The organism is Streptococcus oralis SK610, assembly GCF_000257455.1.
Taxonomy (GTDB): Bacteria; Bacillota; Bacilli; order Lactobacillales; family Streptococcaceae; genus Streptococcus; species Streptococcus oralis_CB.
Genome location: NZ_AJKQ01000031.1, coordinates 93,900 through 110,430, shown reverse-complemented (window position 1 = coordinate 110,430; position 16,531 = coordinate 93,900). Strand labels below are relative to the sequence as shown.

The following is a 16,531-nucleotide window of genomic DNA, read 5'->3' as shown; positions in this document are numbered from 1 at the left end:
GAAATATCCCTTGGCAAAAGCCAAGGGATAATTGTATTTTTTAACCAAGAGCCTCTCTCTTCTTATCTGGATTCCAGATAAAACTTGCGAAGAAGGTAAAGATAATCGTTAGGATACCAACAATCACAGCAAGGAAGAGGGCAGGGATGCGGACAAACCACCAGAGTGGATTTGGTTTTTTATCATTGTGCCATTGCTTGGTTTCTTCGTCTAAACGTTGGAATTCTGCTTGGATACGGTCTGCAACCATTTCAATCCCTTCATCATTCATTTTCTTGATGTCTGAGATATCGATAGGATTTCCAAAGTTCATGTCCACACGTTCACGGCTAACCAAACCTTTCAAGGTCATGGGACCAGTATAGGTAACTGGCATGATACGGACCTTAGCCATCTTGGCAATCAGAGCAACTCCGCCTTTGACATCGTTTGAGTGACGGCTTCCACTTGGAAACATGATGAGAGAACGGTCGCTTTTTTTGAGGACATTGATAGGGTATTTGATAGCAGAGGCGTTAGGTTTTTCCCGGTCGATAGGAAAGGCGCCACACATACGGATCCACCAGCCAAAGATACGGTTGTTAAACAGCTCTTTTTTGGCCATAAAGATGAACTGTTTTGGCTTGGTCGCAAAAGCCATATATACAGGATCCCACCAGGTACGGTGAGGTGCGACGAGGATATAGTTTTCGTCTCGGCTAGGGATTTTATCAGTATTGTGATAGTGGGCATTGCCATTGATGGACCACAAGATCAGCATGACTAGTCCACGCAAATAAGTATAAAACATGAGATCTCCTTCGATTGTATTGCTTTTATTATTATACCTTATCAAAAGATTACTGGCAAACTTTTTCAGTTATCAGCCAACAGTTTTAGATGGGATTAGAATTCTTTTAAAAAAAATGATATGATAGAATTTATGGATAAAAATAAGATAATGGGATTAACCCAAAGAGAAGTCAAGGAAAGAAAGGCTCAAGGTTTGGTCAATGACTTTACCGCGTCGGCCAGTACCAGTACTTGGCAAATCATCAAACGAAATGTTTTTACACTTTTTAACGCGTTGAACTTTGCCATTGCTTTGGCGCTAGCTTTTGTGCAGGCTTGGAGCAATCTGGTCTTCTTTGCTGTTATTTGCTTTAACGCTTTTTCTGGAATTGTGACCGAGCTACGGGCCAAACACATGGTGGACAAGCTCAATCTCATGACCAAGGAAAAGGTCAAAACCATTCGTGATGGTCAGGAAATTGCCATCAATCCAGAAGAATTGGTTCTAGGAGATGTCATTCGTCTGTCGGCTGGGGAGCAGATTCCTAGTGATGCGCGGGTTTTAGAAGGCTTTGCGGAAGTCAATGAAGCCATGTTGACGGGTGAGAGTGACTTGGTGCAAAAGGAAGTTGACGCCCTACTTTTGTCTGGGAGTTTCTTAGCCAGTGGCGCAGTTTTGGCTCAAGTTCACCATGTCGGGGCAGACAACTATGCTTCCAAACTCATGCTGGAAGCTAAGACAGTGAAACCGATCAATTCCCGTATCATGAAATCGCTAGACAAGCTAGCTGGTTTTACTGGGAAGATTATCATTCCCTTTGGTCTAGCTCTCCTGCTAGAAGCCTTGATGTTAAAAGGCTTACCCCTCAAGTCATCCGTTGTAAATTCATCGACAGCCCTTTTGGGGATGTTGCCTAAGGGAATTGCCCTTTTGACCATTACTTCACTCTTGACTGCGGTGATCAAGCTGGGCTTGAAAAAGGTCTTGGTGCAGGAGATGTACTCTGTCGAGACCTTGGCGCGCGTGGATATGCTCTGTCTGGACAAGACGGGGACCATCACCCAAGGAAAGATGCATGTGGAGGCTGTTCTTCCTCTGACAGAAACTTATGGTGACGAGGCTATTGCCAGTATCCTAACCAGCTACATCGCTCATAGTGAGGATAAAAATCCAACCGCCCAAGCCATTCGACAGCGTTTCCAAGGACAGGTTGCCTATCCTATGATCTCGAATCTTCCCTTCTCTAGCGACCGCAAGTGGGGAGCAATGGAGTTAGAAGGGCTAGGAACGGTTTTCTTAGGTGCTCCTGAGATGTTGTTGGACTCTGAAGTACCAGAAGCCAGAGAGGCCTTGGAGAGAGGGTCACGTGTCTTGGTCTTGGCCCTTAGTCAGGAAAAACTAGACCACCACAAACCACAGAAACCTTCTGATATTCAGGCTCTAGCCTTGCTGGAAATCTTGGACCCGATTCGAGAAGGAGCAGCTGAAACGCTAGACTATCTCCGTTCCCAGGAAGTGGGACTCAAGATTATCTCTGGGGACAATCCAGTTACGGTTTCCAGCATTGCCCAAAAGGCTGGTTTTGCGGACTATCACAGCTATGTAGATTGCTCAAAAATCACGGATGAGGAATTGATTGCCATGGCAGAGGAGACAGCTATTTTCGGACGTGTTTCCCCTCATCAAAAGAAACTCATCATCCAAACGCTGAAAAAAGCAGGGCATACAACGGCTATGACAGGGGACGGTGTCAATGATATCCTGGCCCTTCGTGAAGCAGACTGCTCTATCGTGATGGCTGAGGGAGATCCGGCGACTCGTCAGATTGCCAATCTAGTTCTCTTAAACTCAGACTTTAATGATGTTCCTGAGATTCTCTTTGAAGGTCGTCGCGTGGTTAATAACATCGCCCATATCGCACCGATTTTCTTGATTAAGACCATCTATTCCTTCTTGCTTGCAGTCATCTGTATTGCCAGTGTTTTACTAGGACGGTCTGAGTGGATCTTGATTTTCCCTTTCATTCCGATCCAGATTACCATGATTGACCAATTCGTGGAAGGTTTCCCACCATTCGTTCTGACTTTTGAGCGGAATATCAAACCTGTTGAACCAAACTTCCTCAGAAGATCCATGCTTCGTGCCCTACCAAGTGCCCTCATGGTCGTGTTCAGCGTTCTTTTTGTGAAACTATTTGGAGCAAGTCAAGGTTGGTCTGAGTTAGAAATCTCAACACTCCTCTATTATCTCCTTGGGTCTATCGGTTTCTTATCCGTATTTAGAGCCTGCATGCCATTTACCCTCTGGCGAGTCCTCTTGATTGTCTGGTCAGTAGGAGGCTTCCTAGCCACAGCTCTTTTCCCAATGATCCAAAAGTTGCTTGAAATTTCGACCTTAACTGGACAAACGTTGCCTGTTTATGGGGTTATGATGTTGGTATTTACGGTGATTTTCATTCTAACCAGTCGTTATCAAGCTAGAAAATAAAGAAAGGCTGCAATCTGTGGATTGCGGTCTTTTTAGGTGCAAGATTGCTAGCTGAAATATGGTATAATAAGAGGTAATAGAGTTTTGGAAAGTGAGAGAAGATGATTTCAAAGAGATTAGAATTGGTGGCGTCCTTTGTGCCACATGGTGCCATTTTACTAGATGTGGGGAGTGACCATGCTTATCTGCCAATCGAGTTAGTTGAGAGATGCCAAATCAAAAGTGCCATTGCAGGTGAGGTGGTGGAAGGCCCCTACCAGTCTGCTTTCAAGAATGTTGAGGCTCATGGTCTAAAGGAGAAAATCCAAGTCCGTTTAGCCAATGGCTTGGCAGCCTTTGAAGAGGCTGACCAAGTATCGGTTATCACCATTGCTGGTATGGGTGGCCGTTTGATTGCTACCATATTGCAAGAAGGTTTGGAAAAGCTAGCTAATGTAGAGCGTTTAATCCTCCAGCCCAATAATCGAGAAGACGACTTGCGCATTTGGTTGCAAGACCACGGTTTTCTGATCGTAGCAGAAAGCATCCTAGAAGAAGCAGGCAAATTCTACGAGATTTTGGTGGTGGAAGCGGGACAAATGAAGCTATCAGCAAGTGATGTCCGCTTTGGTCCCTTCTTATCCAAAGAAACCAGCCCAGTCTTTGTCCAAAAATGGCAAAAAGAAGCTGCTAAGTTAGAGTTTGCTCTTGACCAAATCCCAGAGAAAAATCGAGAAGAACGTCAAGTTCTTGTAGATAAAATTCAAGCCATCAAGGAGGTGCTCCATGCTAGCAAGTGAAGTAATTAGAGCTTATGAAGCCTTTTGCCCTCAGGAATTCTCAATGGAGGGTGACAGTCGTGGCCTGCAAATCGGTACTTTGGACAAGGATATCCAAAGGGTCATGGTTGCCCTCGATATTCGAGAAGAGACGGTGGCAGAGGCCATTGAAAAGGGTGTGGATTTGATTATCGTTAAGCACGCGCCTATCTTTCGTCCCATCAAGGACTTGGTAGCCAGCCGTCCGCAAAATCAGATTTACATCGACCTGATCAAGCATGACATTGCAGTTTATGTCAGCCATACCAATATTGACATCGTTGATAATGGGTTAAATGACTGGTTCTGCCAGATGCTAGGTATTGAGGAGACGACTTATCTCCAAGAAACAGGCCCAGAACGTGGGATTGGGCGTATTGGTGACATTCAACCTCAAACATATGAAGAATTTGCCAGTCATGTCAAGCAAGTCTTTGGTCTTGATAGTCTTCGCATGGTGCATTATCAAGAGAGTGATTTGCAGAAGCCTATTTCAAGAGTAGCCATCTGTGGTGGTAGCGGGCAGTCTTTCTATAAGGATGCTTTAGCTAAGGGAGCAGATGTCTACATCACTGGGGATATCTACTATCATACAGCTCAGGATATGCTTTCTGATGGCCTACTGGCATTGGATCCAGGACATTATATCGAAGTGCTTTTTGTGGAAAAAACCGCTGCACTCCTTACTCAATGGAAGGCAGATAAGGGCTGGGGCATTGATATTTTGCCTAGTCAAGCATCAACCAATCCTTTCCACCATATTTAGTTAGAAGGTGAAGACAATGAAAAAAGTTGCCATTATCGGAGCAGGGATTGTGGGGGCAACCGCTGCCTACTACCTCTCCAAAGAAGCAGATTTAGAGGTGACCGTTTTTGACCATGGAAAGGGGCAAGCTACCAAGGCCGCAGCGGGAATTATCAGTCCTTGGTTTTCAAAACGCCGAAATAAAGCCTGGTACAAGATGGCACGCTTGGGGGCTGACTTTTATGTGGATTTGTTGGCTGATTTAGAAAAGTCTGGTCAGGAAATCGACTTTTACCAGCGTTCGGGAGTCTTTCTCTTGAAAAAGAATGAATCCAAGTTGGAAGAACTCTATGAACTAGCCCTCCAGCGTAGGGAAGAATCTCCTTTAATAGGCCAGTTAGCCATTCTGGATCAAGCCTCAGCTAATGAATTATTCCCTGGTTTGCAGGGATTTGATCGTCTACTCTATGCTTCTGGTGGAGCGAGAGTAGATGGTCAACTATTAGTGAATCGTTTGCTGGAAGCTAGTCAAGTCAAGCTAGTCAAAGAAAAAGTGACTCTGACACCATTAGCATCAGGTTACCAGATTGGTGAAGAGGTATTTGACCAGGTTATTTTGTCAACGGGAGCTTGGTTGGGAGACATTTTGGATCCTTTAGGATATGAAGTAGATGTTCGTCCCCAAAAGGGGCAGCTCCGAGATTATCAGCTCTCCAAAGACCTAGCATCTTACCCTGTTGTCATGCCCGAAGGAGAGTGGGATTTGATCCCTTTTGCAGGTGGAAAATTGTCCTTAGGCGCTACCCATGAAAATGATATGGGATTTGATTTGACGGTGGATGAAACCTTGCTCCAACAAATGGAGGAGGCGGCCTTGCCTCACTATCCAGCCTTGGCAGGAGTGAAATCATCGGGTGATCGTGTGGGAATTCGTGCCTACACCAGTGATTTCTCCCCTTTCTTTGGGCAGGTACGAGGATTGGCAGGTGTCTATGCGGCTAGTGGACTAGGTTCATCAGGCCTCACAACTGGTCCGATTATCGGTTATCATCTAGCCCAGCTGGTCCAAGACAAGGAGTTGACCTTAGACCCAGTAAACTATCCAATTGCAAACTATGTCAAACGAGTAAAAAGCGAATAAGTATTTTACTGAAATTTTAGCCTCCCCTCTAGGATGGCAAATGACATTCCCTATCAAAAATGATAAAATAAGAAAAAATAATCCGAGAATCGAGGAAAAAAGATGAAAGAAAAGATTTTGGTAACTGGTGGTGCCGGATTTATCGGAACCCACACGGTTATTGAATTGATCCAAGCTGGTCATCAAGTGGTTGTAGTGGATAATCTTGTCAATAGCAATCGTAAGAGTTTAGAAGTTGTTGAAAGAATCACAGGAGTTGAGATCCCTTTCTATGAGGCAGATATCCGTGACACAGATACCCTCAGAGATATTTTTAAGCAGGAAGAACCGACTGGTGTGATTCACTTTGCGGGTTTGAAGGCTGTTGGCGAATCAACCCGTATCCCTCTTGCCTACTATGACAACAATATCGCTGGAACTGTCAGCCTTCTAAAAGCCATGGAAGAAAATAACTGTAAGAACATCATCTTCAGTTCTTCTGCGACAGTTTACGGAGACCCTCATACAGTTCCAATCTTAGAATATTTCCCACTTTCAGTGACCAATCCATACGGTCGTACTAAGCTCATGCTAGAGGAAATTTTGACGGATATCTACAAGGCAGACTCAGAATGGAATGTGGTCTTGCTTCGTTACTTCAACCCAATCGGAGCGCATGAAAGTGGAGACCTAGGAGAAAATCCAAACGGTATTCCAAACAATCTCTTGCCTTATGTTTCACAAGTAGCAGTCGGTAAACTAGAACAAGTACAAGTTTTTGGAGATGATTACGATACAGAAGATGGAACCGGGGTTCGTGACTATATTCATGTCGTAGACCTAGCTAAAGGTCACGTTGCAGCTTTGAAAAAACTTCAAAAAGGTTCAGGTCTTAACATTTATAATCTTGGAACAGGTAAAGGTTACTCCGTTCTTGAAATTATCCAAAATATGGAAAAAGCAGTGGGACGTCCTATTCCTTACCGCATCGTAGAACGCCGCCCAGGTGATATCGCTGCCTGCTACTCAGACCCAGCAAAAGCTAAAGCAGAGCTCGGATGGGAAGCAGAACTCGACATTACCCAAATGTGTGAAGACGCATGGCGTTGGCAAAGCAAGCATCCAAATGGATTTGAAGACTAAGATGATGATTTCAATCATTGTCCCATGTTTAAACGAAGAGGAAGTACTTCCTCTTTTTTATCAGTCTGTGGAAACTCTGCTTCCTGACTTGGGAGCAGAAATCGAGTATGTCTTTGTAGACGATGGCTCAAGTGATGGGACCTTAGAGCTTTTGAAAGCCTATCGGGAGCAAAATCCTGCGGTCCGTTATGTCTCATTCTCACGAAATTTTGGGAAAGAGGCAGCCTTATACGCAGGCTTGCAGCATGCAACTGGAGACTTGGTGGTCGTGATGGATGCAGACCTTCAGGATCCTCCTAGTATGCTACTTGAGATGAAAGCCTTACTAGACCAAAATGCAGACTTGGACTGTGTTGGGACACGGAGAACTAGTCGGGAGGGAGAACCCTTTTTCCGCAGTTTCTGTGCCGACCTCTTTTACCGCCTCATGCAAAAAATTAGCCCAGTGGCTCTACCCTCAGGTGTCCGTGATTTTCGCATGATGAGACGGTCTGTGGTAGATGCTATTTTAACACTGACCGAATCCAATCGCTTTTCTAAGGGACTCTTTGCCTGGGTGGGTTTTAAAACGCACTATCTTGATTATCCAAACGTTGAACGACAGGCTGGCAAGACCAGTTGGAGTTTTAGACAACTCTTTTTCTACTCGATTGAAGGAATCCTTAACTTTTCAGATTTCCCCTTGAGTATAGCCTTTGTAGCGGGACTTCTATCTTGTTTTCTTTCTTTTGCGATGACAGTTTTTGTAGTGTTTCGGACTCTTATCTTGGGAAATCCGACATCTGGTTGGACGTCTTTGATGGCTGTCATTCTCTTTCTTGGAGGGATTCAACTCCTGACAATTGGGATTCTCGGTAAGTATATCAGTAAGATTTACCTAGAAACCAAAAAAAGACCACTCTATCTCGTCAAAGAAAAAAGTGACCTTTCTCTTGTTGAAGGAAAAAAATAACCAAAAAAGACTATAATTTTACCTAGAAATATGCTAAACTAGTAAGTGTGGGAAAAATGAGAAAAAATCAATAACATTTATTCCCTGCTTCCTACGATGGATCTTTTAGAAGTGCACGTGTAGGACAATTTTTGATGGCCTCCAGAACATCGCTGGTCTCAGCGATTTCTCTTTGCAATTCAACTGGATCATCGTAAAATCGAACGATTCCATTATCATGGTAATCAAAGAGTTCAGAATAGGTTTGGCAAAGCCCGCAGGCGATGCACCGTTCGGGTATAAGTGTGACTTTCATATTTATATTGTAATAAGAAAATGTAAAAAAAACAAGGAGTAAGGTATGGAAAAAGAACCGTGGCAAGAAGATATTTACGAAAACAATGAGGAAGAAACAAGATCAGAGCGTCGACACCGGAAACAAAAAGGGAAAGGCGTAGTTGCCAATCGTGTCTTGACAGTTCTAGCTAGCCTCTTCTTTGTAATTGTTGTAGCGATGGTAGTTGTATTGATTTACCTATCAACTGGTGGAAGCAATCGTACATCATCTTTAAAGGACTTCTATGATGCATCGTCTCCTTCTACAAGTTCAAGTTCTAAAGTGGAAGAATCATCATCTTCAAGTAGCAAGGTAGAGGAAACAGCTTCTTCTGAATCAACACCTTCACAGAGCAGTTCGGAAGAACATACTACAGAGGGTGAAGGAACACTTACAGTACAGCCTGGAGAGGGAGAAGCAGCTCTTGCTCAACGTGCAGGGATTTCCATTGCCCAGCTAGAAGCCCTAAATCCTTCTCACATGTCATCTGGATCTTGGTTTGCCAACCCAGGTGATGTGATTAAGACAAGATAGGAGTCGGTCATGAAGACTATTCAAATTGCTATCGATGGTCCAGCTTCGAGTGGTAAGAGTACGGTCGCAAAGATTGTCGCTAAAGATTTTGGTTACACTTATCTGGATACAGGTGCTATGTACCGTGCTGCGACTTATATAGCGCTCAAGCATCAGTTGGATGCAGGAAATGTAGACCAACTTCTTGAGCTTCTTAACCAACACCCCATTAGTTTTGGTCGTTCAGAAACAGGTGAGCAACTTGTTTTTGTAGGGGATGTTGAGATTACTCATCCGATTCGTGAAAATGAAGTAACCAACAAGGTTTCAAGCATTGCTGCCATTCCAGAAGTACGTAAGAAACTGGTTTCGCTCCAGCAAGAGATTGCTCAGCAAGGTGGTATCGTCATGGATGGGCGTGATATCGGGACAGTTGTTTTACCACAAGCTGAACTCAAGATTTTCCTAGTGGCTTCTGTTGAAGAAAGAGCAGAGCGTCGTTACAAGGAAAATATTGCTAAAGGGATTGAGACTGACTTGGAAACGTTGAAAGAAGAGATTGCTGCGCGTGACTACAAGGATAGTCATCGTGAGACCTCGCCTCTCAAACAGGCTGAGGATGCAGTTTACCTTGACACAACTGGACTGAGTATCCAGGAAGTGGTCGAAAAAATCGAATCAGAAGCAAAAAAATATATGTCCTAGGGACGAGAGGAGCAGGCTAAATGAAGCCTGCTCCTTTTCTCTCTTTTGCGCGCGTTTCAAAACAGCCTTTTTGGGAGAATTTTGATAAAATAGTAGTATCAATAAAAAGGACGGAAGCATGACAAAGAAAATCATAGCCATTTGGGCCCAAGATGAAAAAGGTGTGATTGGGAAGGAAGATCGTCTCCCTTGGCATTTGCCAGCAGAGTTGCAACATTTTAAGGAAACAACTTTAAATCATGCTATACTGATGGGGCGAGTGACATTTGATGGCATGGGACGTCGTCTGCTTCCAAAACGGCAAACCCTGATTTTAACGCGCAATAGCGAAGAAGTCATAGATGGGGCGCTCGTATTTCAAGATGTGGAGTCTGTTTTAGCGTGGTATCAGAGTCAGGAAAAAAATCTCTATATCATTGGCGGAAAGCAGATTTTTCAGGCTTTTGAGCCGTATTTAGATGAAATCATCGTGACACAGATTCATGCTCAGGTGGAGGGAGATACCTATTTCCCTGAGGAGTTTGACTTGTCTCGTTTTGAAACAGTTGCAAGTAAATCTTATACCCGTGATGAGAAAAACGACTATGATTTTACCATCGAATACCGAGATAGAAAGGAAGTCTAATGGAGCGCAGTGTATTTGGATTTTTTACAGCTTTTTTGTGTGTAATCTGTATTTTGACTGGAGCACAGGCTTTTCGTAAGAAGCGCTATGGACTGTCTGCTTTACTCTGGTTGAATGCTTTTACCAATCTGGTGAACAGTGTCCACGCTTTTTATATGACCTTATTTTAGATAGAATGATAAATTAGAATGGAAGGAAATCATGCCTACAAATAGGAAAAATGATATGATGGTTTATTGCTCATTTTGTGGCAAAAGCCAAGAAGAAGTAAAGAAAATAATCGCTGGGAACAACGCCTTTATCTGTAATGAATGTGTGGAGTTGGCCCAGGAAATCATTCGGGAGGAGTTGGCCGAGGAAGTTTTGGCAGACTTGTCTGAAGTACCAAAACCAATCGAGCTCCTCAATATCTTGAACCACTATGTCATCGGTCAAGATCGTGCCAAACGTGCCTTGGCAGTGGCTGTATACAATCACTATAAACGCATCAATTTCCACGATACGCGTGAAGAGTCAGAAGATGTGGATTTGCAGAAGTCAAACATCCTGATGATTGGCCCAACTGGTTCTGGGAAAACCTTCCTTGCTCAGACTTTGGCTAAGAGCTTGAATGTGCCTTTCGCTATTGCAGATGCGACAGCTCTGACTGAGGCTGGGTATGTGGGTGAGGACGTGGAAAATATCCTCCTCAAACTCTTGCAGGCTGCTGACTTTAACATCGAACGTGCAGAACGTGGGATTATCTACGTAGATGAAATTGACAAAATTGCCAAGAAGAGCGAGAATGTGTCTATCACACGTGACGTTTCGGGTGAAGGTGTGCAACAAGCCCTTCTCAAGATTATCGAGGGAACTGTCGCTAGCGTGCCACCCCAAGGAGGACGCAAACATCCACAACAAGAGATGATTCAGGTGGACACTAAAAATATCCTCTTCATCGTGGGTGGTGCCTTCGATGGCATCGAAGAGATTGTCAAACAGCGTCTGGGTGAAAAAGTCATTGGTTTCGGACAGAATAATAAGGCGATTGACGAAAATAGTTCTTACATGCAAGAAATCATCGCAGAAGATATTCAAAAATTTGGGATTATTCCTGAGTTGATTGGACGCTTGCCTGTCTTTGCTGCTCTTGAGCAATTGACGGTCGATGACTTGGTTCGCATCTTGAAAGAGCCAAGAAATGCCTTGGTCAAACAATACCAAACCTTGCTTTCTTATGATGATGTTGAGTTGGAATTTGACGATGAAGCCCTTCAGGAAATCGCCAATAAGGCCATCGAACGCAAAACGGGTGCGCGTGGTCTTCGTTCCATCATCGAAGAAACCATGCTAGATGTTATGTTTGAGGTACCAAGTCAGGAAAATGTGAAATTGGTCCGCATCACGAAAGAAGCTGTCGATGGAACGGAAAAACCCATCCTAGAAACAGCCTAGAGGTGACTATGGAAATCAATACACACAATGCTGAAATCCTGCTCAGTGCGGCAAACAAGTCCCACTATCCGCAGGATGAACTGCCAGAGATTGCCCTTGCAGGGCGTTCAAATGTTGGCAAGTCTAGCTTTATCAACACCATGCTGAACCGCAAAAATCTGGCCCGTACATCAGGGAAACCTGGGAAAACTCAGTTGCTCAACTTCTTCAACATTGATGACAAGATGCGCTTTGTGGATGTACCAGGTTATGGCTATGCCCGTGTTTCTAAAAAAGAACGTGAAAAGTGGGGGCGCATGATTGAGGAGTACCTAACGACTCGTGAAAATCTACGTGCCGTAGTCAGTTTGGTGGACCTCCGTCACGACCCGTCAGCAGATGATGTGCAGATGTACGAATTTCTCAAGTATTATGAGATTCCGGTTATCATCGTTGCGACCAAGGCGGACAAGATTCCTCGTGGTAAGTGGAACAAGCACGAATCAGCAATCAAAAAGAAATTAAACTTTGACCCAAGTGACGACTTCATCCTCTTTTCATCTGTCAGCAAGGCAGGGATGGATCAGGCTTGGGATGCAATATTAGAAAAATTGTGAGGGAAAGAAATGGCAAAAACAATTCATACAGACAAAGCTCCAAAGGCTATCGGACCATATGTTCAAGGGAAAATCGTTGGTAATCTTTTGTTTGCTAGCGGTCAAGTTCCTCTATCTCCTGAAACTGGAGAAATTGTAGGAGAAACGATCCAAGAACAGACAGAACAAGTTTTGAAAAACATTGCTGCTATTTTGGCTGAAGCAGGAACAGACTTTGACCATGTTGTTAAAACAACTTGCTTCTTGAGCGATATGAATGACTTTGTTCCTTTTAACGAGGTTTACCAGACTGCCTTTAAAGAGGAGTTCCCAGCTCGTTCAGCTGTAGAGGTTGCACGTCTTCCTCGTGATGTAAAAGTCGAAATTGAAGTGATCGCAGAGATTGGATAAGCTAGTTGAAGTTTGGCTCTGCCAAACTTTTTTTGATATAAGGAGAGATAGATGACAAAGAAACAACTTCACCTGGTGATTGTGACAGGGATGAGTGGCGCAGGGAAAACAGTAGCCATTCAGTCCTTCGAGGATTTGGGATATTTTACCATTGACAATATGCCACCAGCCCTCTTACCAAAATTTTTGCAGTTGGTAGAGACCAAGGATGATGACCACAAACTGGCCTTGGTAGTCGATATGCGGAGCCGTTCCTTCTTTTCAGAGATTCAGGCAGTTTTGGATGAATTGGAAAACCAAGACGATTTGGACTTCAAAATCCTCTTTTTAGATGCAGCAGATAAGGAATTGGTGGCACGCTATAAGGAAACTAGAAGAAGTCACCCTCTAGCAGCAGATGGTCGAATTTTAGATGGCATCAAGCTGGAACGTGAACTCTTGGCACCTTTGAAAAATATGAGTCAAAATGTAGTGGATACGACAGAACTCACCCCGCGTGAACTTCGTAAAACCATTGCTGAGCAATTTTCGGACCAAGAACAGGCCCAGTCTTTCCGTATCGAGGTTATGTCTTTTGGATTCAAGTATGGTATCCCGATCGATGCAGACTTGGTTTTTGATGTCCGTTTCTTGCCAAATCCATACTACCTTCCGGAGCTCCGTAATCAGACAGGTGAGGATCAAGCAGTTTATGATTATGTGATGAATCATGAAGAGTCTGAAAGTTTCTATCAGCACTTACTCGCCTTGATTGAACCCATTTTGCCAAGTTACAAAAAAGAAGGCAAGTCTGTTTTAACCATCGCAGTAGGATGTACAGGTGGACAGCACCGTAGTGTTGCCTTTGCCAAACGAATCGCTGAGGACCTTGCTAAAAATTGGCCTGTCAATGAAAGCCATCGTGACAAAGACAGAAGAAAGGAAACGGTAAACCGTTCATGAGAAAACCAAAGATAACGGTGATTGGTGGAGGAACAGGTATCCCCGTCATTTTGAAAAGCTTGCGAGAAAAGGATGTTGATATCGCTGCTATCGTAACGGTAGCTGATGATGGTGGATCTTCTGGTGAACTAAGAAAGAATATCCAACAGCTGACACCACCAGGTGATCTTCGCAATGTTCTGGTGGCTATGTCGGATATGCCTAAGTTTTATGAGAAGGTTTTTCAGTACCGCTTTTCAGAAGACGCTGGAGCTTTTGCGGGTCATCCACTGGGGAATATTATCATAGCAGGACTCTCTGAAATGCAAGGGTCCACTTATAATGCCATGCAGCTGCTAAGTCTCTTTTTCCACACAACAGGAAAAATCTACCCCTCAAGCGATCAGCCTTTGACACTGCATGCGGTCTTTAAAGACGGTTCAGAGGTGGCGGGTGAGAGCCATATTGCTGATTATCCAGGCATGATCGACCATGTCTATGTGACCAATACCTTGGATGATGAAACACCCCAAGCCAGCCGTCGAGTAGTCAATACCATTCTCGAGAGTGACATGGTCGTCTTGGGGCCTGGTTCCCTCTTTACATCGATTTTACCCAATATCGTGATCGAAGAGATTGGACAAGCACTCTTGGAGACCAAGGCAGAGATCGCCTATGTCTGCAATATCATGACCCAGCGTGGGGAAACAGAGCACTTTTCAGACAGCGACCACGTGGAAGTCCTCCATCGACACTTAGGTCGGCCTTTTATCGACACGGTCTTGGTGAATATCGAGAAGGTTCCTAGAGAATACATGGATACCAACCGTTTTGATGAGTATTTGGTTCAGGTAGAGCATGATTTTGCTGGTCTTTGCAAGCAGGTTCCTCGTGTGATTTCATCCAACTTCCTTCGTTTGGAAAATGGAGGAGCCTTCCATGATGGCGATTTGATTGTAGACGAATTGATGCGCATTATACAGGTGAGAAAATGAGTTTTACAGTTGCAGTAAAAGAGGAAATTCTTGGTCAACACCATCTCAGTCGTCATGAATTGTCTGCCATCATCAAGATGTCTGGCAGTATCGGTCTCTCGACTTCAGGCTTGACCTTGTCCGTCGTGACCGAAAATGCCAAGTTGGCTCGGCACCTTTATGAATCCTTTCTCCATTTTTATGAGATCAAGTCAGAAATTCGTCACCATCAGAGAAGCAATCTTCGTAAGAATCGTGTCTACACGGTCTATACCGATGAGAGAGTGCAGGAGCTTTTAGCTGATTTGCGGCTTGCGGATTCCTTCTTTGGTTTGGAGACAGGTATCGATCCTGATATTTTAGCAGATGAGGAGGCTGGTCGTGCCTACTTATGTGGGGCCTTTCTGGCAAATGGTAGTATCCGTGATCCTGAGTCTGGCAAGTACCAATTGGAGATCAGTTCCGTTTATCTGGACCACGCCCAAGGACTGGCCTCTCTCCTCCAGCAATTTTTACTGGATGCCAAGGTTATTGAGCGAAAGAAAGGTGCAGTCACCTATCTCCAACGTGCAGAGGACATCATGGATTTCTTGATTGTGATTGGTGCCATGCAGGCGCGTGATAACTTTGAGCGCATCAAGATTTTGCGTGAAACCCGTAACGATCTCAATCGAGCCAATAACGCTGAAACAGCCAATATCGCTCGGACAGTTTCTGCTAGTATGAAGACCATTAATAATATCAGTAAAATCAAAGATAGAATGGGTTTGGAAAATTTACCCGTGGATTTGCAAGAGGTGGCTCAGTTGCGAATCCAGCATCCAGACTACTCTATCCAGCAGTTGGCAGATAGCCTGAGCAATCCCCTAACCAAAAGTGGTGTCAACCACAGACTAAGAAAAATAAACAAGATTGCAGATGAATTATAAAACCACGAATCAGTTGATTCGTGGTTTTTTTCTTATAAACTGGTCGAGTGTTTGGGTTGAACTTTTTGTTCTGGGTCAATGTAGTTGATGGCATTGTTAACAGCTGTTGGAGCTTCACCCAGTCCTGTAGCGATCAAATCAATCTTACCTTCATAGTAGCAGCAGTCGCCGATAGCATAGATACCTGCTTGGCTAGACTCTTGCTTGCTATTGACGATAATCTTGTGACGGTTGAGGTCCAGACCCCAATTTTTAAGGTTGCCGACAGATGATTTGAAACCATAGTTGACAAAGAGATGGTCTACTTCGATAGTTTCGGTTTCATCTGATTTGACTTTGGTGATTTCTAGTTTGTCGAGTGTTTTACCATCTCCAAGGAGTTGGCTAGGGACGAACGGTGTCTTGATGGTCACAGATGATTCTTGCAGGGCTTGCACACTATGTTCCAAGGCGCGGAAGTTATCTCGACGGTGAACGAGAGTAGTTGGCGCAATTTTTTCAAAAGCTAGAGCCCAGTCCACAGCTGAGTCTCCCCCACCAAGGATGGTCACTTTCTTGCCTGCGTATTGTTGAATGTTGGAAACGTGGTAGTGGATATTTTCATAGTCCTCAACACCATCTAATTCGAGTGACCGTGGTTTAAAGGCACCGCCACCCATGGCAATGATGACTGTTTTAGTCAGGTGACTTCCTTTGTTGGTTGTGATGGTAAAACCTTGAACTTGCTTTTCAATCTCAAGAACAGTTTCGTTGAGGTGAACCGGTGTTTCAAAGCCGTTTAGCTGTTCAATCAAGCGATTGGTCAGCTCTTCCCCAGTTAAGTTTGGAAAACCTGGTACATCAAGGATTTGCTTCTCAGGGTAGAGGATGGCAGGCTGGCCACCTAGCTGGGGAAGGGAGTCGATGATTTGGACTTTGGCTTGGCGGAGGTGGGCGTAAAAGGCAGCAAAGAGCCCAACAGGACCGCCACCTACAATAGTAATATCATAGAGTTGAGACATGATTTCTCCTTCGTTTTTTCTAATCAGTTTATTTTATCATATTTTTGCTTAATTTAAAATGAGGTAGGATAGGGAAAAAATGGGCAAAAAATGGTATAATGGTACAGAAAG

Annotated in this window: 17 protein-coding genes and 1 pseudogene; 15 read left to right on the top strand and 3 right to left on the bottom strand. The window is 44.1% G+C overall.

What is annotated here, in order from left to right:
* Positions 1-40: 40 nt before the first annotated feature.
* Complete coding sequence (locus tag HMPREF1115_RS11640) at positions 41-790, bottom strand: lysophospholipid acyltransferase family protein (protein WP_000500179.1); 750 nt, start codon at positions 788-790, stop codon at positions 41-43.
* A gap of 132 nt (positions 791-922) precedes the next feature.
* Here HMPREF1115_RS11640 and HMPREF1115_RS11635 point away from each other — a divergent pair, with 132 nt between their 5' ends.
* The 6 genes and pseudogenes from HMPREF1115_RS11635 (at position 923) to HMPREF1115_RS11610 (ending at position 8,032) form a co-directional block, all read left to right on the top strand.
* Complete coding sequence (locus HMPREF1115_RS11635; protein ID WP_025171031.1) at positions 923-3,259, top strand: cation-translocating P-type ATPase; 2,337 nt, start codon at positions 923-925, stop codon at positions 3,257-3,259.
* 101 nt (positions 3,260-3,360) lie between these two features.
* Positions 3,361-4,038: a tRNA (adenine(22)-N(1))-methyltransferase gene (locus tag HMPREF1115_RS11630; RefSeq protein ID WP_000624052.1), complete on the top strand. Its 678-nt coding sequence runs from the start codon at positions 3,361-3,363 to the stop codon at positions 4,036-4,038.
* Positions 4,025-4,822, top strand: coding sequence for a Nif3-like dinuclear metal center hexameric protein (locus tag HMPREF1115_RS11625; RefSeq protein WP_000881176.1), 798 nt, complete (start codon positions 4,025-4,027; stop codon positions 4,820-4,822). The genes HMPREF1115_RS11630 and HMPREF1115_RS11625 overlap by 14 nt, the downstream gene beginning before the upstream one ends.
* Positions 4,823-4,838: 16 nt before the next feature.
* Positions 4,839-5,942 (top strand): NAD(P)/FAD-dependent oxidoreductase, encoded by a 1,104-nt coding sequence (locus HMPREF1115_RS11620; protein WP_000754623.1) that lies wholly within the window; start codon positions 4,839-4,841, stop codon positions 5,940-5,942.
* A 102-nt stretch (positions 5,943-6,044) separates the two neighbouring features.
* Positions 6,045-7,064: a UDP-glucose 4-epimerase GalE gene (galE, locus tag HMPREF1115_RS11615; protein ID WP_000659961.1), complete on the top strand. Its 1,020-nt coding sequence runs from the start codon at positions 6,045-6,047 to the stop codon at positions 7,062-7,064.
* Positions 7,048-8,032, top strand: a pseudogene (locus HMPREF1115_RS11610) (glycosyltransferase family 2 protein). The gene galE and the pseudogene HMPREF1115_RS11610 overlap by 17 nt, the downstream one beginning before the upstream one ends.
* A gap of 75 nt (positions 8,033-8,107) precedes the next feature.
* Here the strand turns inward: HMPREF1115_RS11610 and HMPREF1115_RS12035 are convergent.
* Positions 8,108-8,311, bottom strand: a complete 204-nt coding sequence (locus tag HMPREF1115_RS12035; protein WP_002874767.1) for a ferredoxin — start codon at positions 8,309-8,311, stop codon at positions 8,108-8,110.
* 45 nt (positions 8,312-8,356) lie between these two features.
* Between HMPREF1115_RS12035 and HMPREF1115_RS11605 the strand changes: the two genes are divergently transcribed.
* From HMPREF1115_RS11605 to whiA, 9 genes are all read left to right on the top strand, one after another.
* Positions 8,357-8,866, top strand: coding sequence for an SAG1386/EF1546 family surface-associated protein (locus tag HMPREF1115_RS11605; RefSeq protein WP_000410192.1), 510 nt, complete (start codon positions 8,357-8,359; stop codon positions 8,864-8,866).
* Positions 8,867-8,875: 9 nt separating this feature from the next.
* The gene (cmk, locus tag HMPREF1115_RS11600) at positions 8,876-9,550 is read left to right on the top strand and encodes a (d)CMP kinase (protein ID WP_000849410.1); all 675 of its coding nucleotides are present in this window, start codon (positions 8,876-8,878) and stop codon (positions 9,548-9,550) included.
* 118 nt (positions 9,551-9,668) lie between these two features.
* Positions 9,669-10,175 carry a dihydrofolate reductase gene (locus HMPREF1115_RS11595; RefSeq protein ID WP_000162308.1) on the top strand — a complete coding sequence of 169 codons (507 nt, stop codon included), beginning with the start codon at positions 9,669-9,671 and terminating at the stop codon, positions 10,173-10,175.
* Between the two features lie 201 nt (positions 10,176-10,376).
* Entirely contained in the window at positions 10,377-11,609 is a 1,233-nt protein-coding gene (gene clpX / locus HMPREF1115_RS11585; RefSeq protein ID WP_002874765.1) for an ATP-dependent Clp protease ATP-binding subunit ClpX, read from the top strand.
* An 8-nt stretch (positions 11,610-11,617) separates the two neighbouring features.
* Positions 11,618-12,205 carry a ribosome biogenesis GTP-binding protein YihA/YsxC gene (gene yihA, locus HMPREF1115_RS11580; protein WP_000405203.1) on the top strand — a complete coding sequence of 196 codons (588 nt, stop codon included), beginning with the start codon at positions 11,618-11,620 and terminating at the stop codon, positions 12,203-12,205.
* Positions 12,206-12,214: 9 nt separating this feature from the next.
* Complete coding sequence (locus HMPREF1115_RS11575; protein ID WP_001140417.1) at positions 12,215-12,595, top strand: RidA family protein; 381 nt, start codon at positions 12,215-12,217, stop codon at positions 12,593-12,595.
* A 51-nt stretch (positions 12,596-12,646) separates the two neighbouring features.
* Complete coding sequence (gene rapZ, locus HMPREF1115_RS11570) at positions 12,647-13,537, top strand: RNase adapter RapZ (RefSeq protein ID WP_000163039.1); 891 nt, start codon at positions 12,647-12,649, stop codon at positions 13,535-13,537.
* A complete protein-coding gene (locus tag HMPREF1115_RS11565) occupies positions 13,534-14,511 on the top strand; it encodes a YvcK family protein (RefSeq protein WP_001231056.1) in 978 nt (325 codons plus the stop codon). The genes rapZ and HMPREF1115_RS11565 overlap by 4 nt, the downstream gene beginning before the upstream one ends.
* Positions 14,508-15,419 carry a DNA-binding protein WhiA gene (gene whiA, locus HMPREF1115_RS11560; protein ID WP_000011289.1) on the top strand — a complete coding sequence of 304 codons (912 nt, stop codon included), beginning with the start codon at positions 14,508-14,510 and terminating at the stop codon, positions 15,417-15,419. The genes HMPREF1115_RS11565 and whiA overlap by 4 nt, the downstream gene beginning before the upstream one ends.
* Positions 15,420-15,451: 32 nt before the next feature.
* On the opposite strand, the gene HMPREF1115_RS11555 is transcribed toward whiA, so the two are convergent.
* Positions 15,452-16,420 (bottom strand): NAD(P)/FAD-dependent oxidoreductase, encoded by a 969-nt coding sequence (locus HMPREF1115_RS11555; protein WP_000081033.1) that lies wholly within the window; start codon positions 16,418-16,420, stop codon positions 15,452-15,454.
* Positions 16,421-16,531 lie beyond the last annotated feature (111 nt).